Below are 21387 nucleotides of genomic sequence, written 5' to 3' on the forward strand. Positions count from 1 at the left end.
CCCCGTACCACCCCCGGGCGACCGCACCGACGCCACGCTCAGCACGTCCACCACCGCACCCGACATGAACGAGGTCGTGGGACGGGACGATCTGCTCCTGCTCACCCTGGACACCCTCCGCCACGACGTGGCCGTCGAGCTCGCGGCAGCCGGCCGGCTGCCCAACCTCACCGCCCGTCTCCCGGGCGGCACCTGGGAGAAGCGGCACGCGCCGGGGAACTTCACCTACGCCTCCCACCAGGCGATGTTCGCCGGCTTCCTTCCCACGCCCGCCGGACCGGGGCCGCATCCACGCCTGTTCGCGGCCCGGTTCGCGGGCAGCGAGACGACGGCGGACGGCACCTTCGTCTTCGAGACCCCGGATCTCGTGTCCGCCCTGGCCGCGCACGGCTACCGCACGGTGTGCGTCGGCGGCGTCGGCTTCTTCAACAAGCAGGGCGCCCTGGGCGACGTACTGCCCGGCTACTTCCAGGAGAGCCACTGGGAGCCGGAGTTCTCCGTGTCCTCCCCGACCTCCTTCGAGGCGCAGGTGGCACGGGCCGAGCAGACTATCGCCGAACTGCCGCCGCAGCAGCGGCTGTTCCTCTTCCTGAACGCCTCCGCGCTGCACCAGCCGAACTGGTTCCACCTCCCCGGCGCGACCCGGGAGGCGGGCGACAGCCGCCTCACCCACGCCGCGGCGCTGGAGTACATCGACCGTCATGTGGGGCGGCTGTTCAGCGCGATGAGTTCGCGCCGCCGCTGCTTCGCGATCGTCTGCTCCGACCACGGCACCGCCTACGGGGACGACGGCTACACCGGCCACCGCCTCGGCCACGAATCCGTGTGGACCGTGCCCTACGGCCACTTCTTCCTGGAGCCGCCCGCATGACCGTCATCACCTCCGCGGGCAGCACCGCGAGCAGTACGCACACCACGAGCACCGCCTCGGGCAGTTCCGTGGACACCTCCGCCGCTCCGCCGCGCCCCTACCAGAGCTATACGTACGCGTATCCGCACAAGACCGCCTACCGGCCGCTCGTCCCGCCGCCGCGGCTCGCGGACCTGTGGGCCGGGGAGTCCCGGCAGGCGCTCTCGCTGTATCTGCACATCCCGTTCTGCGAGATCCGCTGCGGCTTCTGCAACCTCTTCACCCGCATCGGCGCGCCGGACGGGCTGACCGGCCGCTATCTGGACGCCGTGCGGCGCCAGGCCGCCGCCGTGCGCGAGGCCCTGGGTGACGAGGAACCGCCGCGTTTCGCCAACGCGGCGTTCGGCGGCGGAACACCGACGTATCTGGAGGCCGCCGAGCTGGAGCGGCTGTGCGACATCGCCGAGCGGGAGATGGGCGTGGACCTGCGGGCCGTCCCGCTCTCCGTGGAGGCTTCACCGTCCACGGCCACGGCGGACAGACTGGCCGTCCTGGCCGAACGGGGCACCACGCGCCTGAGCCTCGGGGTACAGAGCTTCGTCGAGGAGGAGTCGCGCGCCGCCGTCCGCCCCCAGCGCAGGAGCGTCGTCGAGGCGGCGCTGGCCCGCATCCGCGAGGCCGCGATCCCGGTCCTGAACATCGACCTGATCTACGGTATCGACGGCCAGACGGCGGCCAGTTGGCGCTACTCCCTCGACGCGGCCCTGTCCTGGCGCCCCGAGGAGATCTACCTCTATCCCCTCTACATACGTCCGCTCACCGGTCTCGGCCGCCACACCGACCGGCGCACGGCCGACCGGCAGTGGGACGAGGACCGGCTGCGCCGCTACCGGGAGGGCCGCGACCATCTGCTCTCCCACGGGTACGAGCAGGTGTCGATGCGGATGTTCCGGCGGGCGGACGCGCCGCCGCAGGGGCCGGACGACTACGCGTGCCAGACCGACGGCATGATCGGCCTGGGCTGCGGCGCGCGCTCGTACACCTCACGGCTGCACTACTCCTTCGACTACGCGGTGTCGATGCGGGAGATCCGCGGCATCATCGACGACTACACCGCCACCGAGGACTTCTCCCGCGCGCTGCACGGCAGGTGGGTGGACGAGGACGAGGCACGGCGCCGTCATCTGCTGCAGTCGCTGCTCCAGGCGGAGGGCTTTCCCCTCGCGGACTACCGCTCGCGGTTCGGTACGGACCCCGGCGACGACTTCCCGGCGGAGCTGGGCACCCTCGTCGGCCGCGGCTGGCTCGACGACGCACGGCCGGAGCTGCTGCGTCTCTCCGCCGAAGGGCTCGCGCACTCGGACGCCATCGGCCCCGAACTCTTCTCACCGGCCGTGCGTGAGGCCATGGCCGCCTACGAGACGAAGTGAGCGCCGGTGGACCTCACACTGCTGTACCGCGGCCCGCTCTCCTCGTGCGACTACGACTGCCCGTACTGCCCGTTCGCGAAGCGGCGGGACTCCACGGCCCAGCTGCGCGCCGACCGCACGGCACTTGAGCGCTTCAGCACCTGGGCGCGCGAACAGCGGCAGGACAGTCTCTCCGTGCTGTTCACCCCGTGGGGCGAGGGGCTGGTGCGCTCCTGGTACCGCCGCGCCCTCGTGGAACTGTCGAACGAGCCGCATGTGCGACGGGTCGCCATCCAGACCAATCTGAGCTGCCGCACCGACTGGCTGCGGGACGCGGATCCCGACACCGTCGCCCTGTGGTGCACCTACCACCCCGGCCAGACACCGTACGAGCGTTTCCTCGCCAAGACCCACGCGCTGGCCGGTCTCGGCGTGCGGTTCAGTGTCGGGATCGTCGGGGTGCCCGACCACCTGGAGCACGCGCGGCGGCTGCGCGCGGAACTGCCGGGGCACGTCTACCTGTGGGTGAACGCCGCCGAGGGCCACACCTATACGGACGCCCAGGCCGCCGAGTGGACCGAACTGGATCCGCTCTTCCCGTTCAGCCGGCATCCGCACCGCTCCGCGGGCATGCCGTGCCGCACCGGCGAGTCGGTGCTGTCCGTCGACGGCGAGGGCACCGTCCGCCGCTGCCACTTCGTGCGCACCGAGCTGGGCAACCTCTACGACGGCTCCTACCGTGCCGCGCTCGGCCCCCGGGCCTGTCCCAAGGAACTGTGCGACTGCCACATCGGATACGTCCACCTGGAGACGCTGCCGCTGTACGACGTCTTCGCGGGCGGCATCCTGGAACGTGTACCGTCCGCATTTCCGGACCGCCCGCTGCTGCCCCTCGTCCCCACCGCCGGGCTCGGCGCCGGGCCCGGCTGATCGCCGCCGGACACCGCTCGCCCCGAAAGGAACCACCCCATGATCATCTTTGGCACCAAGGGATACCTCTACCAGTTGGCGATACTGACGCTGGTGTGCGGCCGGTGCGGCAACCCCGCCGCGCACACGCTCAGCAAGCGCGTCACGAAGTTCACCCTGTTCTTCGTCCCGCTGTTCCCCGTCTCGACGAAGTACGCGACCCAGTGCACGTTCTGCGGCGCACAGCAGAAGATCGGCAAGGAGCAGGCGGAGCAGTTGCAGGCGCAGGGCGCGAGCGGCCAGGCCCATGCGCAACAGCCGCAGCAGCAGCCCTACCAGGGCTGATCCGGCCGCCGGGTCCCGGCCGGGGCGGGCTCGAACGACAGCTGTGCCCGACTTCTGTGTCACGGGAGTGCCGGACCGGGGGATACTGGGCCGGAAACGACGACACTCCAGGGGTGGTCAGCGTGGACAGAGCGTGGGAGGCGGACCTCGTCGGCGGCCTGCCGGACGTGTCGTCCACACGGTCCACGGACACCCTCCAGGTGCGCCCACTGGCGGACCGGCCGGGCTGGCGGGCCGCCGGCGAGATCAGCCTGAGCACGCGCACGGCCTGGGAACGGGCCCTGGACAGGCTGGCCCGGGAGGAAGCGGAGGTGTGCCACTTGGAACTGTCGGCGATCACCTTCGTCGACGTCGCCGGTGTCTCCGCCCTCGCGGTGGCGGTTCAAGGTCTTCCCGAAGGACGTCGCATCATGATCGAACAGCCGCCCGCCGCCGTGGGACGTGTACTGGAGATGTTCTGGCCCGGCCTGCCGGGCGTCGAGGTGGTGGCGCGATGACGGCCCCGCCCTCCGAATCGTTCCTGCATCCCGCCCTCTTCTACCGGGACGAGGAGGAGTACGTGGACGGCACCGTGCCGTTCATCCGCGAGGGGCTGGCGGCCGGCGAACCGGTCGCGGTCGCCGTGCCCGGACCGCGACTGGACGTCGTGCGGTCCGCGCTGGGGGACGCCGCCCCGGACGTGCGCTTCATCGACATGACGCGGGCGGGACGCAACCCCGGACGGATCATTCCCCGGGTGCTGCGCGTGTTCGCCGACGCCCACCCGGCGACGCGCGTCCGGATCATCGGTGAGCCGATCTGGCCCGAGCGCACCGGAGTGGAGTACCCGGCCTGCGTACAGCACGAGGCACTGATCAACTCCGCGTTCGAGGGCCGGGACGCGACGATCCTGTGTCCGTACGACGAGGCCGGACTCGACGAGCGGGTGCTGACCGACGCGTACGCGACCCATCCGGTGGTCATATCGGAGGGCCGACGGCGCACCAGCCCGTCCTACGCGCCCGAGCGGGTGGTCGAGCGGTACAACGAACCGCTGCCGGTCACGGAGGGCACGGAGGGGTACGTCTTCGGGGCGGACGAGCTGCCGGCGGCCCGGTACTTCGTGGGCGAGCGGGCCGCGCGGTTCGGCCTGTCCGGCGTGCGGCTGGACGACCTGGCGCTGGCCGTGGCCGAACTGACCACCAACAGCGTGGTGCACGGCGGCGGTTCGGGCACGGTGTACGTGTGGGCCGAGGACGGCCAAGTGGTGTGCGAGGTGCGCGACAAGGGACAGCTGACGGATCCGCTCGCCGGGCGGCGCCCTTCACCGCCCGCGCAACTGGGCGGGCGCGGGTTGTTGTTGGTGAACTACCTCATGGATCTGGTACGTGTGCACACCGGTCCCGACGGCACGGTCGTCCGCTGTTACGTGGACGTCTGAGGGCCCTCAGGCGACCTGGGGACCCTCAGGGGCCAGGGAGCCGGCAGGGCGGGCGAGGTCGCCCTGCCGGACGCCCGTGGGGTGCGGCCGGTCAGCCGGGGGTGATGCGACCGCGCCAGGAACCGGACGCGCCGCCGCCCTGCTCGATGTACTCCTTGAAGCGCTTCATGTCCCCCTTGACCCGGCGGTCGATCGTCCCCGTCAGGTCGGCGGCCTGCTCGGCCACTCCGGTGGGCTCCACGTCCATCACGAGCTGGACCCGCGTACGCGTGTCGTCCAGCCGCTGGAAGCTGACCGTGCCCTTCTGCCGGGTGTCACCACTGGTGGTGCGCCAGGTGATGCGCTCGTCGGGGAACTGGTCGACGATCTCCGTGTCGAACTCGCGCTTCACTCCACCGATCTTGGTGGTCCAGTGGTTGTGGCGGTCGTCGACCTGCCTGATCTCCTCCACGCCCTCCATGAACTTGGGGAACTCCTCGAACTGGGTCCACTGGTTGTAGGCGACGCTGACGGGGACCTCGACCTCGACCGCTTCCTTGACCGTGCTCATCAGGTGGCTCCTTTCCCTGTGGATCTCGTCTCGGCGCGGCGGGTACCCGAAGAGCGTCCTCCTACAACTCGATGGAGCCATTGCTTCCGGTCGGCGGCCGTCGTCGCCGGTCGGCGCATGGGCGGGGCGGGTCGGGATACCCGGCCCCCATGTCAAGGACACCGAATTCCGAGCAGCAGACTCCGGGCCCGCCGGAGCAGGAGACTCCGGGCCCCTCGGAGCAGATAGAGGAACGGGCACCGGACAGCCTCCGCGAGTTGCCGAAGCGGTCCTGGCTGGCCGTTCTGAAAGGCACGGTCAAGGAGTTCCAGGACGACGAGCTGGCCGACCGGGCCGCGGCACTGACGTACTACGGGGTGCTGTCGATGTTCCCGGCGCTGCTGCTCCTGGTCTCGCTCCTGGGCATCGCCGGCAAGTCGGCGACCCAGGAGGTCCTGGACAACCTCCAGAAGCTGGCTCCCGGCTCCGCGCGGGACATCATCAGCGACGCGGTGACGCAGTTGCAGGGCCGGGGCGGCATCGGCTCCCTCATGGCCCTGGTCGGTGTCGTCCTCGCCGTGTGGTCGGCCTCCGGTTATGTGGCGGCCTTCATCCGCTCCGCCAACGCCGTCTACGACATGCCGGAGGGACGTCCCGTCTGGAAGGTGCTGCCCATCCGCGTGGGCGTGACGGTCGTCCTCCTGGTGCTGGCGGTGATCAGCGCGCTGATCGTGGTGTTCACCGGTTCGCTGGCCCGCCAGGCGGGCGGCGCGCTGGGGATCGGCGACACGGCGCTGACGGTGTGGTCGATCGCGAAGTGGCCGGTGCTGGTCGTGCTCGTCACCATCATGATCGCCCTTCTCTACTGGGCGACACCGAACGTCAAGGGCCGCGGCTACAAGTGGATCACCCCCGGTAGCGTGCTGGCCCTGTTGATCTGGCTGGTCGCCTCGGCCGGATTCGCGTTCTACGTGGCGAACTTCGGCTCGTACAACAAGACCTACGGCACGCTCGCCGGTGTCATCGTCTTCCTGGTCTGGTTGTGGATCACGAATATCGCGATCCTGCTCGGGCTGGAGTTCGACTCCGAGATGGCCCGGCAGCGCGCCATCGCGGGCGGTCTGCCGGACACCGAGGAGCCCTATGTGCCGCCCCGGGACACCCGCGCGTGGAGCGACGAGGAGCAGCGCCGGATGGAATGAGGGGCCGCGCGGAATGTCGGAGCGAGCGTGCCGGCCGGTCGTCTCAGCCGGCCGTGCGCGCGAGTTCGGCGAAAGCCGCCACGGCCCGGTCCAGTTCGGCACGGGTGTTGTAGTAGTGCGGTGAGAGGCGTACCAGGGGGTGGACGTCCCGCACCTCCGTGTCGAACTGGGTGTGTTCGGGGACGGTCGTGCTGACGTTGATCCCCTGCCGCGCGAGCGCCGCGGCGACGTCCGCGGTGGGTACGGCGTCCACCTTCGCGGTGACGATGGCGCACCGGACCCGCCCGAGGTCGTACGTGCTGACGCCGGGCAGGGCCTCCAGGGCTTCGCGCAGATACGTGCCGAGGGCCATGGCCCGCTCCCCGATCAGGTCCATGCCCAGGTCCAGGGCCTGACGGACGGCCGCGCCCAGGCCCAGGACGTTGGCGTAGCTCGCCTCCCAGGTCTCGAAGCGCCGTGCGCCGGAGTGCCAGGTGAAGCTCCGTTCGCCGTCCCAGGTCGCTGCCTCGATGTCGCTGACGAACGGGTCGAGGTGGTCGAGGGCCTCGCGGCGCACCCACAGGAAGCCGGTGCCGCGCGGGCCCCGCAGGAACTTGCGGCCGGTGGCGCTGAGCATGTCGCAGCCGATCCGGGTGACGTCGAGGGGGAACTGCCCCACGGACTGGGTGGCGTCGAGCAGGAACGGCACGCCGGCGGCTCGCGCGATCCGGCCGATCTCGTGCGCGGGGTTGACCAGGCCGCCGCTGGTGGGGATGTGGGTGACACCGATGAGCCTGGTGCGCTCGTCGATCAGTGCGGCCAGCGCCTCGGTGTCGAGCCGGCCGTACTTGTCGTCGGGGACCACCACGATCTCCGCGCCGGAACGCCGGGCGGTCTGCAGATAGGCCAGCACGCTGCTGCCGTACTCGGCCCGGCCGGTCAGGATGCGGTCGCCCGGCGCGAAGGTCATCGAGTAGAAGGCGGCGTTCCACGCGTGCGTGGAGTTGTCGAAGAGCGCGATCTCGTCGGGCTGCCCGCCCACCAACCGGGCGATGTCCGTGCGGGTGGCGTCGATGCGGTCCTGTTCCTGGCGGGCGGCCTCGTATCCGCCGATGTCCGCCTCCAGCTCCAGATGGGTGGTCATCGTCGTGAGGGTCCGCCGCGAGAGCAGTCCGGCTCCGGCGTTGTTGAGGTGCGTCCGGTGTGCGGTACCCGGGGTGTCTTGACGGAGCGCCTCGATGTCCAGGCCGGGGTGTGCCACGCTGCCGTGTTCCACGGTGCCGTGTCCAAGGCTGGTGGATTCCATGACGAGGTGTTTCCATCCGTCCGCCCTTCGTACTCCTGCCCCGCACTCCCCGGCCCCGCGAGGAGGAGAGCCGTCGGTCACCGGGTTCGCGGATATCGATCTCCTGCGCGGAAAGGATCCCTCGAAGGCATGAGAGGTCATGGGTCGTCATGCGTACGACGTACACGGGGCGGAGGGCGCGAGTGCCGGGCGAGGGGCACAGGTCCCACAACGAGGTGCGCGGCGAGGTGTACGGCTCGGTCGTCCAGGCGGGCTCCGTACAGGGCGGTATCCACATCGGTGCGCCGCCCGCCGCCGTCCGGCAGACGCCCTGGCAGTTGCCGCCGCTCGTACGGGTGGTCGACCGGTCGTCGGAGCTGGCGGCCCTTGAGCGTCACCGTGCCCGTGCCGAGCGGGACGGCCGGCCGGCGCTGGCCGCGGTCAGTGGACTGGGCGGGGTGGGCAAGACCACGGTCGCCCTGCGATGGCTGCACGGCCTGCGCGGCCGGTTTCCGGCCGGTCAGCTCCACGCCGACCTGGGGGCGCAGTCGCCGGACGGGCCGGAGCACCCGGGAGAGATCCTCGCCCGTTTCCTGCGTGCCCTGGGCATTCCCGCCCAGCAGGTCCCGGCGATGCTCGCCGAGCGAACGGTGCTGTACCGGTCGTTGACCGCGGACCGGAGCCTGGTGGTCCTGCTCGACGACGCGGCGACCGCGGCCCAGGTCCGGCCGTTGCTGCCCGGCGGCGGCAGCGTCGTCGCGGTGACCAGCCGCAGCAGGCTGCCGGGGCTGATCGTCGACGGCTGTTATCCCCTCCACCTGGAACCGCTCGCCCCCGAGGCGGCCGTCGAACTGCTCTCGGACACCCTCGCGGACGGGCGGGTGGGCGACGAGCCCGAGGACGCCCGCACCCTGGTCGCGTTGTGCGCGGGGCTGCCGTTGGCCGTGCGTATCGCGGGCGCCCGGCTCGCGGCGCGCCCCGGGCGCAGGATCGCCACGATGGTCCGCTCGCTGGCCGCGGAGCATCAGCGACTGGAGGCCCTGGCCATCGACGGCGACCACAGTGTCCGAGCGGCGCTCGATCTGTCGTACCGGACGCTGCCGCCTCCGGCGGCCCGGCTCTACCGATTACTGGGGCTGCACCCCGGCCGCGAGTTCGACGCCTCGGTGGCCTCGGTGCTGCTCACCACGGAGGCGGACGCGGCACGGGCCCTGGACATACTCCACGAGGCGAGCCTCCTCGTCGACGCGCCGGGAGAACGGCATCGCTTCCACGATCTCGTACGGCTGCACGCCGCCGAGCGGGCGAGGGAGGAAGAGTCGCCGGTGGAACGTGCGGAGGCCGTGCGCCGGATCGCCGACCACTACCTGGCGAGCGCGACACGGGCCGAGGAGATCATCGACCCCCAGCACCGCACCATGGCCCGGGACTACGGCTCCGTCCCGGTGCTCGTCGCGGACATGGGAGCCGGCCCCGACGCGGCCTTGGACTGGCTGGAGCGCGAGCTGCCCAATCTGATGGCCGTGGTCCACCAGGCCAGGTCCGCCGGACTCCCCACCGTCTGCTGGCAGCTCGCCGACGCGTTGTGGCCGCTCTTCCTGCGGCGGAAGTTCCACGACGACTGGTGCGCCGCACACCGGGAGGGGCTGGCGGCGGCACGGGACCTGGGGGACACGGTGGCCGAATGCCGGATGCTGACCTCGGGCGGACTCGGGGAACTCGACGCCGGCCATCCCGGCCGCGCCCTGGCGATGTTCGAGCGGGCGGCCGAGCTGTTCCTCGGACGCGGTGACCTGCTCGGTCATGCCCGCACGCTCAACTACCGGGGGCTCGCCCTGCGAGGACTCGGGCGTCCGGACGAGGCGGCCGGGTACTTCGCGCGTGCCGCCACGGAGTTGCCGGACCATGGGGACAGGCGGGCCGGAGCACTGGCCCGCCTCAACCTCGCCGACCTCGCCCTCACGACCGAGCAGGCCGGGGAGGCCGGGCAGACCGACGAGGCCAGGCAGACCGGAGAGACCGAAGAGGCGAGGCAAGCCAGGGAAGCCAGGCAGATCGTGTGGGCCGAGGAGGCGATCCGTCATGCCGGTGCCGCCCGCACCACGCTGCTGGACGTGGGCGACACCTACAACGCAGCGCGCGCGGCCACCCTTCTGGGCCGTGCGCAGCTCGCCGCGAACCGGCCCGGCCAGGCGGCGGAACTGCTGTCCTCCGCACTGGCCGTCCTGCGCGGCATGACGGCGAACTACGAGACGGCCCGCGCCGTCGAAGGCCTGGCGGAGGTCTCCGAGCGACGCGGGCAGACGGACCTCGCCCGGACCCACTACCAGGAGGCGCTCGACCTCTATGCGTCCGTGGGCCGGTCCGGGTACGACGAGGCCGAGGCGGTCCGCTCCCGGCTCCGGCGGTTGGAGCGGGGCGGACCCGACGGGTCGTGAGCGGGCGGACGGCACCCGGTCGTGGACCCGACGCCCCCCGCCGACAGCCCGGCCACCAGCCATGAGTGGGCCAGCGAGGCGACGGTCTCCCAGAACCCCTCCGGCTGTTCCGGCCCGCCCGCTGTGAGCACGAGCGTCCGGCCGTCCGAACCCACCCTCATCCAGCAGCGTGGGCCGTGATGCACCGCCACGACCAGGGCCCCCGGGCAGGACGCGGCCAGCGCGGCGGCCCGGCACGCCCCCTCACCTCGTTCGACCAGCACGTCACCCAGCACCGGCCACGGGTGCCGGGCCGAGGTCCGGACCCTGACATGGTCATCCACGAAGAGGGCGCCGGACCGTGTGTTCAGCAGTACGGTCCGGACCCGCACCACCGCATCGTGATCGCGGTCGTACGCGGACGGGGAGAGCGCCCTCCGGGACACCGCGGCGAGGAGCGTCATCGTGGCAGCACGCTCCCTGGTCCGTCGTAGCGCACCGGCAGCGGGAGGCGTGCCGGTTCGGTGGTGGTCCTGGCCGCCGGTGCCCGCAGATGGAGCTTGCGGTAGAGCAGTGCGCGCATCCTGCGGGCGAACCGGCCGGGTTCGGAGGTGATCCGGGCCGCGACCCGTTCGTAGCGGCGCGCGCCGCGGAACGCGGAACCCCGTTTCAGCTGCGGACGCACCGGCCGGTCCTCCCGCAGTCGCGGGGCGAACGACATCAGCTCGGCCATCGGTGAGCCCGGATCGACCGGCGCGTCGGAGCGGCCCGCCATCAGCACCGGCGCACCGGTCATCGCGCCGTAGAGCGTCACCGATCCGTGGTCGCCCACGATGTGGTCGGCGGCGACGAGCGTGCCGGCCCAGTCCTCGTACGGGCCTGCCAGGATCAGGCCGCGGCGCACCAGTTGGGCGAGCCAGGCGCGGACCTGCCAGTCGCCGTGCGCGTTCCAGACGTGGGGGTGCAGGAGCGCGGCGATCCGGTACTCGTCCTTGGGCAGTTCGGTGACCAGCCGTTCCAGCGTGTCCCACCCCTCCCCCAGCAGGGAGTCGGGGCCCCAGGTGGAGCAGACGAGGACCAGTTGCTGCCGGGTCCCGACCCCGAGAGCCTCCCGGTACAGCGCCCGTGAGGCGAGGCTCGCGGAGATCCTGTCGAAGCACGGATCGCCCACCACCTCGGCGACCGCCAGCGCCTCGGGGCATGCGCGGCCGAGCCTGGCCAGCTCTTCGTGGTGGGCCAGCACGATGGCCTCGGGCACCACGACCCCGTCCCGTACCAGCCGTTGCCTGCTGAGGCTGTAGGCGCCCCGCTGCGACACCGGCCGGCCGCGCTGCCCGGCTTGGACGAACTTGTTGTGCCCGGCCCCGTGAGGGAGGACGACCACGGGCGCGTGCAGTTCGTGCAGGCCGTCGTGGCCGGCGGCCAGAGCCAGGTCGAAACCTGTCTGTACCGCCTGACTCCAGGGAAGTACCAGACCTCCCAGCCGTTCGAGGAACTCACCGACCCCGTTGCTGAACACGTCGGGTGCCTGGGTGAAGAAGAGCTGCACCCGGGTCTCCCCCTCCAGCAGGCGTATCGTGTCGAGCAGCCGCTGACCCGCTGTCACGGTGTGCACCACGACCAGGACCCTCCTGCGGGTCCGGCGGGTGGCCCAGCGCTCGACATCCAGCCGCACCGGCACATGCCGCCACTGCGGCTCCGGCACTGTCACGCTCATCGTCGAAATCCCCCGGTTCTTCCTGCATCGCCTTCGCGACCGCGCTGTTTCGCGGCCGATGACACAGGGATGCCCGCGCGACCTGACGGGGGGCCTGCAGGAATCCTGCACTCCTGTGGTGGCACGGCGGGGGAACCCGAGTCCGTGCGCCCGGCACGCTTCGGTGCGCCTGTCTCTCCACCCCTGACTCCATGGAACGGCCGTAGAACAGTGGTATGGCTCACACACTTGTACGGACATCAGCGAAGGCCGTGGGAAGAAGCGCACCCGTCGGGGGGCATGGTGGAACTTCTTGCTCTGGGACCTGTGGAACTCTGGCACGACCAGCGACAGCACGAACTCGGATCGCTGAAGGAACGCCGCGTGCTGGCCGTTCTGATCCATGCCCGTGGTGAACCGGTGTCGGCGAACACGCTGATGGACCGGGTCTGGGACGGCGAGCCGCCCCTGACGGCCCTGGACACACTGCAGAGTTACCTCTCGCGGCTCAGGGGGCGGCTGCGCCGGGCGGTCGGTGACGACAGGGTGGGGGTGGAACGGCCCTCCCAGCGGCTGTACCAACTGCGCGCCGATCCGGAGGACATCGACCTGCTGCGCTTCCGGCGGCTGCGCTCGGACGCACTGGCCGCGGCGGCGCGGGGTGAACGCCCGCTGGCCATAGGGCTGTTGCGTACCGCCGAAGCGCTGTGGCGCAGTGAACCCCTGACCGAGTTCAGTGAGAGTTCCTGGGCGCACTCCGCACGGGCCCGGCTGACCGAGGACCACCGCCGGGTCCGGGAGGAACGGATCGCTCTGGAGCTGGAGTTGGGCCGTCACGCGGACCTCGTGGGCGAACTGCGGGAGCTGGCCAGCCAGAGCCCGTTCGCCCAGCAGGTGATCGGTTCCCTGATGCTGGCCCTGTACCGTTCCGGACGTCACGACGAAGCACTCGCCGTCTACCGGAACACCCGCACACGATTACACGAGAGCCAGGGCATCGAGCCGACCGCGGAACTGCGGCAGCTCCATCTGCGCATGCTGGAACAGGACCGGGACCTCTTACGGACGGAGTCGGGCCCCCGTGACCCGGCCCCGCGTGCGGAGCCCCGCAACTGTCTGCCGCGGGACATTCCCGATTTCACCGGGCGGGCGGGTGAACTGCGCATCCTGCTCGCCGATTCCGAAGCCGGCCGGCCGGCCGCGAGCGCTCTGCCGGTGACCGTGATCCACGGAATGCCGGGCATCGGGAAGACGGCGCTGGCGGTACATGCCTCGCACCGTCTGTCCCCGGTGTATCCGGACTCCCAGTTCTGGGTGGACATGCGGGGCCACAGCGGGCAGCAGCCGCTCGACCCGGCGGACGCCCTGGCCCATCTGCTGCACGCCACCGGCGGGACCGGTGAACTGCCCGCCACGCTGGACGAGCGGGCGACCAGGTGGCGCGAGTGGACGGCCGGGCGTCGGGTGCTCGTGGTCCTGGACAACGTGCGGGACGCCGCTCAGGTCGGTCCTCTGCTGCCCGGCTCCCCCACCTGCCGGGTCCTTGTGACCACACGGGGCCGACTGGCCGGGCTGGACGGCGCCGCGCATCTGTTCGTGGACACCCTGTCCCGGGAGGAGGCCGCGGCCCTCTTCACCCGGATCGTCGGTGCGTCGAGGGTGTCCGGCGACCCGGAGTGCCTGCGGCGGATCGTGGAGGCCTGCGCATGCCATCCGCTGGCCCTGCAGGTCCTGGCGAGCCGCTTCCGCCACCGGGACTCCTGGGACCTGCAGCATATGCTCGACCGGCTGGCACACGCGACGAGTCCGTTACAGGAGTTCGACACGGTGATCAGCGCGGTGTTCCGGTTCTCGTACACGGAACTCAGCTCCCCAGCGCAGGAGTTGGTCCGACGCCTCGCCCTGCACCCCGGCTCCGACATCACCCTTGAGGCGGCCTCGGCACTCGCCGGACCGGACCCCGAAGAGGATCCCCAACAGAATCCCGGACCGGATCGCGGACCGGATCGTGGGCGGACGGCCGGGCGGGCGGCCGAGGCCCTGGAGCGATCCGTCGAGGAACTCATCGACTCCAGCCTCCTGGAGGAGCCGGTCCGCGGACGCCACCGGCTGCACGACCTCACCCGGGCCTACGCCCTGCAGGTGTGCCTGCGCACGGACCCGGAAGCGGTCCGGCACGCCTCGGTCGGCCGTCTCGTCGCCCACTACCTCACCACCGCGTACCGGGCCGACCGGCTCTGCCACCCCCATCGCAGGGTGGTCGACCTGAACCTCCCCGCACCGGCCCGGCCGCTGTCCGCACCGACGTTCGCGGACGCGGACGGGGCCTCGGTGTGGCTGACCGTGGAGCGCGCCAATCTCGTGGCGGTCGCGCGCACGGCCGCCGCCGGACATCCGGAGTACGCGGCCCTGTTCCCGCACGTGCTGGCCAGATCCCTCAAGCTGTGGGGCGCGTGGGACATCGAGGCCGAACTCTTCGAAGCGGCCGTACCGGTCCTGCGCGCGTCCGGCGATCGGGCCGCGCTGGCCCAGACCCTCACCGACCACGCGGACCTGCTGGCGCAGCGCGACCATGGTGCGGCCCTGCGCTGTGCGACCGAGGCGCTGGCGATCCACGAGGACCTGTGCCATGCGCCCGGCCGTGCGGACGCCCTCTTCCAGTCGGGCCGCGCCCACCTGGCGGCGGGCCACGGCGATACCTCGCTACGTGTCCTGGACCAGGCGCTGACGCTGTACCGCGAGGTGGGCGACCGCTCCGGCGAGGCCGAGTGCCTCAACGTCCAGGGCGGGGTTCTGTACTACGCGGGGCGCTACGACGAGGCTCTCCAGAAGGTCCAGGCCATGGAGGCCATATACGAGGCCCTGCCCGACCCGTACGGGCTCGCGCAGGCGCTCAACAACAGGGGGGAACTGGCCTTCCTCCAGGGGCGTTACGCCGATGCCCAGGGCTGCTACGAGAGGTCGCGTGTCCTGATGCGGCAGCACGGCGGCCGTGTCGACCTGGCGATTCTCGACACCAACCTCGGCAGGGTGCACCAGGCGGTCGGCGAGACGGACCAGGCGCTGCGCTGTTTCAAGAGAGCTCTGGCCGCCCACCGGTTCAGTGGCGACGCCCTGGGCGAGGCCGACGTGTTGATCAGCATGGGTACGTCCTACGCCGGGTCGGGGCGCCGGGGCGAGGCGTTGCTGCATCTCACGATGGCGGAGCAGGTGGCCACCCGCATCGACAACCCGTACGAGCGGATGCGGGCGTTGATCGCGGCGGCGGACGTCCAGCGCGAGTCGGGACGGCTCGACACCGCGGCGAAGGGGTACGAGCAGGCCCTCGAGGTGGCCGAGCGCATCGAGTTCCCCATGGGCTCCGCCCACGCGCTCGCGGGACTCGCGCGGATCGCGTCCCTGTCCCCCCGCCCGACCGACCGAAGCGCCGACCACGGCGAGCGTGCCGTCGCTCTGTACCGCGGCCTGGGCGCGGAGGCGGACGCCGCGAAGCTTCTTCAGTTCCTGAAGAGTCACAGGTCGACCGGCTCCTGAGGATCAGCCCAGGAGCCGGCGTCCGCACTCCGTCGGCCCCCGTCAGTCCCGAACCGCGCTGACGGGGGCCAGTGGTGGGATCACCACATCCAGCGGAGCACCACCGGCGCCGTGTAGGCGGCGAGCAGGACGGGGAGGGCGGCGACGTAGACCTTGTGCAGCATGGTTCTGGTTCTCCTTGCGGGTTTGAACAACGCCGGGCCGATGCGCATGATCACGCGGCAGGCGTAAAAGTACAGCCCCCGCGGTCCCACTGGTTCCACTTTTCGAGAGTCGTCTGCACGTGCTAATGCCGGTTCGCGCACCGTTCCGGCCGCCCCCTCGCGCCGACGGCCGGAGGCCTCCGTAAAGAAGTCATGTCCGACGGGTTGCCGAGCAGTTGATTCATTACTTAAATCAACACCTGAACTAAGCGTCACCGCACCGCTCCTGGGTTCCTCGCCGCACGGGTAGGGGTTCCCGCCGACCGCTCCGCTCCCTCCACACCCGCACGGAGTCAACGTATGAGACGTCAACGTCTGCGACTCAGATCCCTGGGGTTCGCGCTCGCCACCACTGCCGCGCTGATCACCCTCCCCGCCCAACTACCGGCCGTCGCGGCCCAGGCCCCGCTCTCGCAGGACGGCGCCGCCGCCTGCTCGACCGCCAACGCCGCCCAGGGCAAGCCGGCCACCGCGTCCTCCACGGAGAACGCGGGCACGCCCGCCGCGTCCGCCTTCGACGGCAACACGGGCACCCGCTGGTCCAGCCAGGCCTCCGACCCCCAGTGGCTACGGGTGGACCTCGGCTCGGTCCAGGACATCTGCAAGGTCGACCTCAACTGGGAGACCGCCTACGGCAAGGACTTCACCATCCAGGCCTCGGCCGACGGCCAGACCTGGACAACACTGAAGTCCGTCACCAACGGCACCGGCGGCACCGCCTCCTACGACGTCAGCGGCTCGGGCCGCTATGTCCGGATCAACGGGACGGCCCGCGGCACCGGTTGGGGCTACTCGCTGTGGGAGGTCGCGGTGCACACCGGCACCGGCGGCGGCACCCCGCCCGTCGAGGGCGGCGGCGATCTCGGCCCCAACGTCATCGTCGTGGACCCGAACACCCCCAACCTGCAGGCCAAGTTCGACCAGGTCTTCACCCAGCAGGAGTCCAACCAGTTCGGCTCCGGCCGCTACCAGTTCCTGATGAAGCCGGGCACGTACAACGGCATCAACGCGCAACTGGGCTTCTACACCTCGATCTCCGGGCTCGGACTCAACCCCGACGACGTGAAGATCAACGGTGACATCACCGTGGACGCGGGCTGGTTCAACGGCAACGCCACCCAGAACTTCTGGCGTTCGGCGGAAAACCTGTCGATCAGGCCCGTGAGCGGCACGGACCGCTGGGCGGTGGCGCAGGCCGCGCCGTTCCGCAGGATCCATGTCGAGGGCGGCCTCAACCTCGCACCCGCGGGCTACGGCTGGGCCTCCGGCGGCTACATCGCCGACTCGAAGATCGACGGCACGGTCGGTCCGTACTCCCAGCAGCAGTGGTATACCCGCGAGAGCTCGGTCGGCGGCTGGACCAACGGCGTCTGGAACATGACGTTCTCCGGTGTGCAGGGCGCCCCGGCTACGAACTTCGACTCCGGCCCGTACACGACGCTCGACACCACTCCGGTCTCGCGCGAGAAGCCGTTCCTGTACCTGGACGGCAACGACTACAAGGTGTTCGTGCCCGCGAAGCGGACCAACGCCCGCGGTGTGTCCTGGCCGGCGAACGCGGGCGGCACCTCGCTCCCGCTCAGCCAGTTCTACGTCGTGAAGCCCGGCGCGACCGCCGCCACCATCAACACGGCACTGGCGCAGGGCCTCAACCTGCTGTTCACGCCCGGTGTCTACCACCTCGACCAGACCATCAACGTGAACCGCGCCAACACCGTCGTCCTCGGCCTCGGCCTCGCCACGATCGTCCCCGACAACGGCGTGGACGCGATGCACGTCGCCGACGTCGACGGGGTCAGGCTGGCCGGCTTCCTCATCGACGCCGGTGCGGCCAAGTCGGACACCCTGCTCCAGGTCGGCGCGCCCGGCTCGTCGGCCGACCACGCCGCCAACCCGACCACCGTGCAGGACGTGTTCGTCCGGATCGGCGGGGCAGGACCCGGCCTCGCCACCCGCTCCATGGTCATCAACAGCGACGACGCCATCGTCGACCACACCTGGATCTGGCGGGCGGACCACGGTGCGGGCGTCGGCTGGGAGACCAACCGCGCCGACTACGGGCTGGAGGTCAACGGCGACGACGTGCTCGCCACCGGCCTGTTCGTCGAGCACTTCAACAAGTACGACGTCGTATGGAACGGCGAACGCGGCCGGACGATCTTCTTCCAGAACGAGAAGGCCTACGACGTGCCGAACTCCGCCGCCATCACCCATGACGGCATCGTCGGATACGCCGCCTACAAGGTGGCCGACAGCGTCAACACCCATGAGGCCTGGGGCCTGGGCAGCTACTGCAACTTCACGACGGACTCGACGATCGTCCAGCACCACGGGTTCCAGGTGCCGGTCAAGTCGGGCGTCAAGCTGCACAGCATCCAGGTGATCTCACTCGGAGGAAAGGGCCAGTACGCGCACGTCGTGAACAACACGGGTGCGCCCACGTCGGGGTCGGACACCATCCCGTCGAAGATCACCAGCTTCCCGTGACAGCCGGCTGAACAGCGTTCGCGGCCCGTCCTCCCACCGGGAGGGCGGGCCGCGTGCTGGGCGAGATCATCGACGGTTTATCATATGAGCACCGCCTAGCTCGAAAGATAAACCTGTGACTGTCAATGACGACTCGTTCACCAACTGGAAGAACCGCGAGGAGATCGCGGAGTCGATGATCCCGATCATCGGGAAGCTGCACCGCGAGCGGGACGTGACCGTCCTGCTGCACAGCCGCTCCTTGGTGAACAAGTCGGTGGTCAGCATCCTCAAGACCCACCGGTTCGCCCGGCAGATCGCCGGAGCGGAACTGTCGGTCACCGAGACCCTGCCCTATCTGCGGGCGCTGACCACGCTCGACCTCGGCCCCTCCCAGATCGACATCGGGATGCTCGCCGCCACCCACCGCGGAGACGACCGCGGCCTCACGGTCGAGGCCTTCACCGCCGAGGCCGTCGCCGGTGCCACGGGCGCCGACAAGATCGAGAGCCGCTCGGGTCGCGATGTCGTCCTGTACGGCTTCGGCCGCATCGGCCGCCTGGTCGCCCGCCTGCTCATCGAGAAGGCCGGTTCCGGCAACGGCCTGCGCCTGCGTGCGGTCGTCGTCCGCCGGAACGGTGGACGGGCCGCCGACGATCTCGTGAAGCGCGCCTCGCTGCTGCGCCGCGACTCGATCCACGGCCAGTTCCAGGGCACGATCACCGTCGACGAGGCGAGCAGCACGATCCTCGCCAACGGCAACGCGATCAAGGTGATCTACGCGAACGACCCGTCGGAGGTCGACTACACGGCGTACGGCATCAGGGACGCCGTCCTCATCGACAACACCGGCATCTGGCGCGACCGCGAGGGTCTGTCGCAGCACCTGCGCCCCGGCATCGACAAGGTCGTGCTGACCGCCCCCGGCAAGGGTGACGTGCCCAACATCGTGCACGGCGTCAACCACGACATGATCAAACCGGACGAGCGGATCCTGTCCTGCGCGTCCTGCACCACGAACGCGATCGTCCCGCCGCTGAAGGCGATGGCCGACGAGTACGGCGTGCTGCGCGGGCACGTGGAGACCGTCCACTCGTTCACCAACGACCAGAACCTGCTGGACAACTACCACAAGGCCGACCGCCGTGGCCGCTCGGCGCCGCTCAACATGGTGATCACCGAGACGGGCGCCGCCTCCGCCGTGGCCAAGGCACTGCCCGATCTCGACGCGCCGATCACCGGCAGCTCGATCCGGGTCCCGGTGCCGGACGTGTCGATCGCGATCCTCAGCCTGCGGCTCGGCCGGGAGACCACCCGGGAGGAAGTCCTCGACCACCTGCGGAACGTGTCGCTGACCTCACCGCTGAAGCGGCAGATCGACTTCACCACCGCCCCCGACGCGGTCTCCAGCGACTTCATGGGCTCGCGCCACGCCTCGATCGTCGACGCCGGCGCCACCAAGGTCGACGGCGACAACGCGATCCTCTACCTCTGGTACGACAACGAGTTCGGCTACTCCTGCCAGGTCGTCCGGGTCGTCCAGCATGTGACGGGGGTCGAGTACCCGACGTATCCGGCACCCGCGGCCTGACCACGGCACCGCCCAGGAACGCGCGGGACAGTACGCGTGGTCCTGGGCCGCCGTGCCGGAATCCCGGGACGGCGTGATCCACACGCGGCAGAATGGCGGGGACGACGCTTCGATGCCGCCACGGCGGCCGCAGACGCCCAGGACACGTACGGCGGGTCCGGACGTGTCCGGGAGAGGAAAGACATGAGTGAGAGCCAGGCCCCGTCCAGCGGTTCCGGGAGGCTCAACACCGGGGTGGCGCACAACGCCCGGGTCTGGAACTACTGGATCGGCGGGAAGGACAACTACGAGGTCGACCAGGCCGTCGGCGACCAGGTCGCCGGCATGTTCCCGGTGATCCGCGAGGTGGCCCGCGCCGACCGGGAGTTCCTGGGACGCGCGGTGCGTCAACTGGTCGACGAGCGCGGGGTCCGGCAGTTCCTGGACATCGGCACCGGTCTGCCGACCCTGGACAACACGCACGAGATAGCGCAGCGGTCCGCACCCGACGCGCGCATCGTGTACGTGGACAACGACCCGATCGTGCTCGCGCACGCGCGGACGCTGCTGACCAGTACTCCCGAGGGGGCCACCGACTACATCGACGCCGACGTCCACCGCCCCGAGAGCATCATCGAGCGTGCCTCGGCGACCCTGGACCTCGACCGGCCCGTCGCCGTGATGATGCTGGGCATCCTCAACTTCGTCCTCGACACCCCCAAGGCCCAGGACATCGTGCGCCAGGTCATGGCGGCGGTCCCGTCCGGCAGCTACCTGGTCCTCACCCACCCCACCACCGACCCCGACCTCGGGGGCGAGGGCAACGTGGCGGCGATGAAGTTCTGGAACGAGAACGCCACCCCGCCGATCACCGCCCGTACCCGCGCGGAGGTCACCGCCTTCTTCGAGGGTCTGGAGTTCCTCGAACCGGGCCTGGTCTCCTGCACGCACTGGCACCCCGGTACGGGCTCTCCCGTCACGGTCCCCCAGTTCGGCGCGGTGGCCGTCAAGCCCTGACGGTCAGGGGCCGGGCGCGGAGGCGGCGGCGAGCGGCGGGAGCGTCGAGTGGCGGGGGTGCACGCGGGGCGTGAGGATGCAGTCGCGGGAGGTCCTCACCCTGCGGGCCCGCCCAGATGGAGGAGTGCACATGTCCAAGCCGCCGCTTCCGCCCGAGGCCGTCGAACTTCTGAGCCGTCCGAACGCGGCCGTGATCGCCACGGTGCGTTCGGACGGTGCGCCCGTGTCCACGCCCACCTGGTACCTGTGGGAGGACGACCGCGCGCTGATCAGCATGGACCTGGGACGGGTGCGCCTGAAACACCTGCGTCGCGACCCCCGGGTGACCTTGACCGTCCTCGACGGGGACGACTGGTACACCCATGTCACCCTTCTGGGCCAGGTGACGGACATGAAGGACGACGAGGGCCTGGTCGACATCGACCGCCTCTCCCGGCACTACACCGGCGAGCCCTATCCCGACCGCGTCCGCGACCGGGTCAGCGCCTACATCGAGGTCGACCGGTGGCACGGCTGGGGCGCCCTGAAGGACAACGCCCAGGCCTCGGGCTGACAC

The 21387-nt window shown here is 70.6% G+C and carries 18 protein-coding genes; 13 read left to right on the forward strand and 5 right to left on the reverse strand.

What is annotated here, in order from left to right; translation table 11 throughout:
• Nucleotides 1–64: 64 nt before the first annotated feature.
• The 6 genes from K3769_RS19990 (at nucleotide 65) to K3769_RS20015 (ending at nucleotide 4933) form a co-directional block, all read left to right on the forward strand.
• Nucleotides 65–871, forward strand: coding sequence for an STM4013/SEN3800 family hydrolase (locus K3769_RS19990; RefSeq protein WP_267031453.1), 807 nt, complete (start codon nucleotides 65–67; stop codon nucleotides 869–871).
• Nucleotides 868–2280 (forward strand): STM4012 family radical SAM protein, encoded by a 1413-nt coding sequence (locus K3769_RS19995; protein WP_267027768.1) that lies wholly within the window; start codon nucleotides 868–870, stop codon nucleotides 2278–2280. Before K3769_RS19990 ends, K3769_RS19995 begins: the two co-directional genes overlap by 4 nt.
• A gap of 6 nt (nucleotides 2281–2286) precedes the next feature.
• Nucleotides 2287–3189 carry an STM4011 family radical SAM protein gene (locus K3769_RS20000; RefSeq protein ID WP_267027769.1) on the forward strand — a complete coding sequence of 301 codons (903 nt, stop codon included), beginning with the start codon at nucleotides 2287–2289 and terminating at the stop codon, nucleotides 3187–3189.
• A 39-nt stretch (nucleotides 3190–3228) separates the two neighbouring features.
• The gene (locus K3769_RS20005) at nucleotides 3229–3513 is read left to right on the forward strand and encodes a zinc-ribbon domain-containing protein (RefSeq protein WP_267027770.1); all 285 of its coding nucleotides are present in this window, start codon (nucleotides 3229–3231) and stop codon (nucleotides 3511–3513) included.
• Between the two features lie 122 nt (nucleotides 3514–3635).
• Complete coding sequence (locus K3769_RS20010; RefSeq protein WP_372514987.1) at nucleotides 3636–4010, forward strand: STAS domain-containing protein; 375 nt, start codon at nucleotides 3636–3638, stop codon at nucleotides 4008–4010.
• The gene (locus tag K3769_RS20015) at nucleotides 4007–4933 is read left to right on the forward strand and encodes an anti-sigma factor RsbA family regulatory protein (protein WP_267027771.1); all 927 of its coding nucleotides are present in this window, start codon (nucleotides 4007–4009) and stop codon (nucleotides 4931–4933) included. The genes K3769_RS20010 and K3769_RS20015 overlap by 4 nt, the downstream gene beginning before the upstream one ends.
• A 91-nt stretch (nucleotides 4934–5024) precedes the next feature.
• On the opposite strand, the gene K3769_RS20020 is transcribed toward K3769_RS20015, so the two are convergent.
• Nucleotides 5025–5483, reverse strand: coding sequence for an SRPBCC family protein (locus tag K3769_RS20020; protein WP_267027772.1), 459 nt, complete (start codon nucleotides 5481–5483; stop codon nucleotides 5025–5027).
• 149 nt (nucleotides 5484–5632) lie between these two features.
• On the opposite strand from K3769_RS20020, the gene K3769_RS20025 reads away from it, so the two are divergent.
• Nucleotides 5633–6664, forward strand: coding sequence for a YihY/virulence factor BrkB family protein (locus K3769_RS20025; RefSeq protein ID WP_267027773.1), 1032 nt, complete (start codon nucleotides 5633–5635; stop codon nucleotides 6662–6664).
• 43 nt (nucleotides 6665–6707) lie between these two features.
• On the opposite strand, the gene K3769_RS20030 is transcribed toward K3769_RS20025, so the two are convergent.
• Complete coding sequence (locus K3769_RS20030; protein WP_267027774.1) at nucleotides 6708–7949, reverse strand: aminotransferase class V-fold PLP-dependent enzyme; 1242 nt, start codon at nucleotides 7947–7949, stop codon at nucleotides 6708–6710.
• Nucleotides 7950–8098: 149 nt separating this feature from the next.
• Between K3769_RS20030 and K3769_RS20035 the strand changes: the two genes are divergently transcribed.
• Nucleotides 8099–10366, forward strand: a complete 2268-nt coding sequence (locus K3769_RS20035; RefSeq protein WP_267027775.1) for an ATP-binding protein — start codon at nucleotides 8099–8101, stop codon at nucleotides 10364–10366.
• On the opposite strand, the gene K3769_RS20040 is transcribed toward K3769_RS20035, so the two are convergent.
• Entirely contained in the window at nucleotides 10273–10809 is a 537-nt protein-coding gene (locus tag K3769_RS20040; RefSeq protein ID WP_267027776.1) for a transcriptional regulator, read from the reverse strand. The two genes, K3769_RS20035 and K3769_RS20040, sit on opposite strands and share 94 nt — an antisense overlap.
• On the reverse strand, nucleotides 10806–12062 hold the full coding sequence (locus tag K3769_RS20045) for a hypothetical protein (RefSeq protein WP_267027777.1): 1257 nt from the start codon (nucleotides 12060–12062) through the stop codon (nucleotides 10806–10808). Before K3769_RS20045 ends, K3769_RS20040 begins: the two co-directional genes overlap by 4 nt.
• 306 nt (nucleotides 12063–12368) lie before the next feature.
• Here K3769_RS20045 and K3769_RS20050 point away from each other — a divergent pair, with 306 nt between their 5' ends.
• Nucleotides 12369–15575, forward strand: coding sequence for an AfsR/SARP family transcriptional regulator (locus tag K3769_RS20050; RefSeq protein WP_308216374.1), 3207 nt, complete (start codon nucleotides 12369–12371; stop codon nucleotides 15573–15575).
• A gap of 80 nt (nucleotides 15576–15655) precedes the next feature.
• On the opposite strand, the gene K3769_RS20055 is transcribed toward K3769_RS20050, so the two are convergent.
• Nucleotides 15656–15793 (reverse strand): hypothetical protein, encoded by a 138-nt coding sequence (locus K3769_RS20055; RefSeq protein ID WP_267027779.1) that lies wholly within the window; start codon nucleotides 15791–15793, stop codon nucleotides 15656–15658.
• A gap of 285 nt (nucleotides 15794–16078) precedes the next feature.
• On the opposite strand from K3769_RS20055, the gene K3769_RS20060 reads away from it, so the two are divergent.
• The 4 genes from K3769_RS20060 to K3769_RS20075 all read left to right on the forward strand — a co-directional run bounded on the left by K3769_RS20060 (nucleotide 16079) and on the right by K3769_RS20075 (nucleotide 21384).
• Nucleotides 16079–18265, forward strand: coding sequence for a discoidin domain-containing protein (locus tag K3769_RS20060; protein WP_267027780.1), 2187 nt, complete (start codon nucleotides 16079–16081; stop codon nucleotides 18263–18265).
• Between the two features lie 115 nt (nucleotides 18266–18380).
• Nucleotides 18381–19835, forward strand: coding sequence for a glyceraldehyde-3-phosphate dehydrogenase (locus K3769_RS20065; protein ID WP_267027781.1), 1455 nt, complete (start codon nucleotides 18381–18383; stop codon nucleotides 19833–19835).
• 183 nt (nucleotides 19836–20018) lie between these two features.
• Entirely contained in the window at nucleotides 20019–20831 is an 813-nt protein-coding gene (locus K3769_RS20070; protein ID WP_267027782.1) for an SAM-dependent methyltransferase, read from the forward strand.
• A gap of 130 nt (nucleotides 20832–20961) precedes the next feature.
• Entirely contained in the window at nucleotides 20962–21384 is a 423-nt protein-coding gene (locus K3769_RS20075; RefSeq protein ID WP_267027783.1) for a PPOX class F420-dependent oxidoreductase, read from the forward strand.
• The last annotated feature ends 3 nt before the right edge of the window (nucleotides 21385–21387 follow it).

The organism is Streptomyces ortus (assembly GCF_026341275.1).
Lineage (GTDB): Bacteria > Actinomycetota > Actinomycetes > Streptomycetales > Streptomycetaceae > Streptomyces > Streptomyces ortus.

Bases quoted from the DNA above. Each gene is read 5' to 3' on its own strand.
- K3769_RS20030 (WP_267027774.1), bottom strand. From the start codon at position 7,949: ATGGAATCCACCAGCCTTGGACACGGCACCGTGGAACACGGCAGCGTG.
- K3769_RS20070 (WP_267027782.1), top strand. From the start codon at position 20,019: ATGAGTGAGAGCCAGGCCCCGTCCAGCGGTTCCGGGAGGCTCAACACC.
- K3769_RS20045 (WP_267027777.1), bottom strand. From the start codon at position 12,062: ATGAGCGTGACAGTGCCGGAGCCGCAGTGGCGGCATGTGCCGGTGCGG.
- K3769_RS20005 (WP_267027770.1), top strand. From the start codon at position 3,229: ATGATCATCTTTGGCACCAAGGGATACCTCTACCAGTTGGCGATACTG.
- K3769_RS19990 (WP_267031453.1), top strand. From the start codon at position 65: ATGAACGAGGTCGTGGGACGGGACGATCTGCTCCTGCTCACCCTGGAC.
- K3769_RS20025 (WP_267027773.1), top strand. From the start codon at position 5,633: ATGTCAAGGACACCGAATTCCGAGCAGCAGACTCCGGGCCCGCCGGAG.
- K3769_RS20020 (WP_267027772.1), bottom strand. From the start codon at position 5,483: ATGAGCACGGTCAAGGAAGCGGTCGAGGTCGAGGTCCCCGTCAGCGTC.
- K3769_RS20075 (WP_267027783.1), top strand. From the start codon at position 20,962: ATGTCCAAGCCGCCGCTTCCGCCCGAGGCCGTCGAACTTCTGAGCCGT.
- K3769_RS19995 (WP_267027768.1), top strand. From the start codon at position 868: ATGACCGTCATCACCTCCGCGGGCAGCACCGCGAGCAGTACGCACACC.
- K3769_RS20040 (WP_267027776.1), bottom strand. From the start codon at position 10,809: ATGACGCTCCTCGCCGCGGTGTCCCGGAGGGCGCTCTCCCCGTCCGCG.
- K3769_RS20060 (WP_267027780.1), top strand. From the start codon at position 16,079: ATGAGACGTCAACGTCTGCGACTCAGATCCCTGGGGTTCGCGCTCGCC.
- K3769_RS20035 (WP_267027775.1), top strand. From the start codon at position 8,099: ATGCGTACGACGTACACGGGGCGGAGGGCGCGAGTGCCGGGCGAGGGG.
- K3769_RS20015 (WP_267027771.1), top strand. From the start codon at position 4,007: ATGACGGCCCCGCCCTCCGAATCGTTCCTGCATCCCGCCCTCTTCTAC.